1 protein-coding gene is annotated in these 1,546 nt (G+C 63.2%); it reads left to right on the top strand.

What is annotated here, in order from left to right; translation table 11 throughout:
* Positions 1–93 precede the first annotated feature (93 nt).
* Complete coding sequence (gene tnpC / locus CCD76_RS19290; protein ID WP_023004967.1) at positions 94–1,533, top strand: IS66 family transposase; 1,440 nt, start codon at positions 94–96, stop codon at positions 1,531–1,533.
* Positions 1,534–1,546: the final 13 nt, after the last annotated feature.

Below are 1,546 nucleotides of genomic sequence, written 5' to 3'. Positions count from 1 at the left end.
GTAACTATTCAGGTGGCTGCGGATGGCATGTCGCCAACCACCTGATTTTTTTGGCATAGTGTGCCTGATCCTTCGGCACGTCTATGCGGTGACATGACCATCAGCGATATCAACGTCGACGAGGCCCTGGAACGGGTCCGGCAGCAGCTCAAGGAAGACCACACGGTCTCGCCTTCCTTGCGTGCTGCCATCGACGTGCTGATGCTGCTGGTCAAGCTGATGGCCGACCGACTGGCCACCAGCAGCCGCAACAGCAGCAAGCCGCCGTCACAAGACCCCAACCGCCAACGCCGTTCCCGGGCCAAGGGCGAGCGTCGCCCTGGCGGGCAACCGGGTCACGAAGGCAAGACGCTGGCGCCGGTCACCGATCCCGACGAGATCGTGTCGTTGCGCGTCGATCGCCGCACCTTGCCCAAAGGGCGCACCTATCGCTCGGTCGGCATCGAAACGCGCCAGGTGCAAGACATCGTGATCCAGGCCGTCGTCACCGAGTATCGCGCCGAGGTGCTGGAGGACGATCTCGGGCGGCGCCATGTGGCGCCGTTTCCCGACGGCGTGACCCGCCCGATCCAGTATGGCCCACGTCTCAAGGCGCATGTCGTCTATCTCTCGCAGTATCAGTTGCTGCCCTATGCCCGCATCCAGGCGCTGCTGGCCTCACAGTGCGATCTATCGCTGAGCACCGGCACGCTGTTCGCCTTCAATCAAGAGGCCTATCAGCGCGCCGAGGCGTTTGCCGAGTGGGCGATCCCGGCGCTGAGGCAAGCCGCGACCGTGCATGCCGACGAGACCGGGATGCAGGTCGGCGGCAAGCGCTACTGGCTGCACAGCGCCTCGAATGACGCCCTGACCTACTTGGCGCCTCACGCCAAGCGAGGTCAGGAGGCCATGGATGCCATCGGCATCCTGCCCTATGTCCAGGGGGTGCTGGTGCATGATCACTGGAAGCCTTACTACCGCTACGCGGATTGCCGCCACGCACTTTGCAACGCCCATCACCTGCGTGAATTGACTGCGGCCTGGGAAAATGACCACCAAAAGTGGGCCAAGGCGCTGCATGATCTGCTGCTGGAGATGCATCAGGCCGTTGACGCTGCCGGTGGCACGCTCTCGCCCGAAGAGGCGCAACGCTGGCGAGTCCGCTATCGGCAGTGCCTGACAGAGGGTGAGACCGAGTGTCCGCCACCGATCCCACCACCACCGGGAAAGCGCGGTCGTGCCAAACGTACCAAGGCACGTAACCTGCTCGAACGTCTCCAGGCGTACGAGGACGATGTGCTGCGTTTCCTCGACGACCCCGCCGCGCCCTTCACCAATAACCAAGGGGAGCGTGACCTGCGGATGACCAAGGTCCAGCAGAAGATTTCAGGCTGTTTCCGCTCCTGGGAAGGTGCCGAGATCTTCTGCCGGATGCGCAGCTTCCTCTCGACGGCGGTCAAGCAGGGCCTGGCAGCGCACACCGCACTAGAACAGTTGTTTGCCGGTGAAGTGCCCGAATTCATGCGTCGGGACGGCCTGGATCAGGCAGCGTGACCTGAATAGTTAC

Source organism: Salinicola salarius, assembly GCF_002179555.1.
GTDB classification, from domain to species: Bacteria; Pseudomonadota; Gammaproteobacteria; order Pseudomonadales; family Halomonadaceae; genus Salinicola; species Salinicola salarius_A.
Note: the sequence above shows the minus strand (reverse complement) of the source record. Positions and strands in the feature narration are given on the sequence as shown.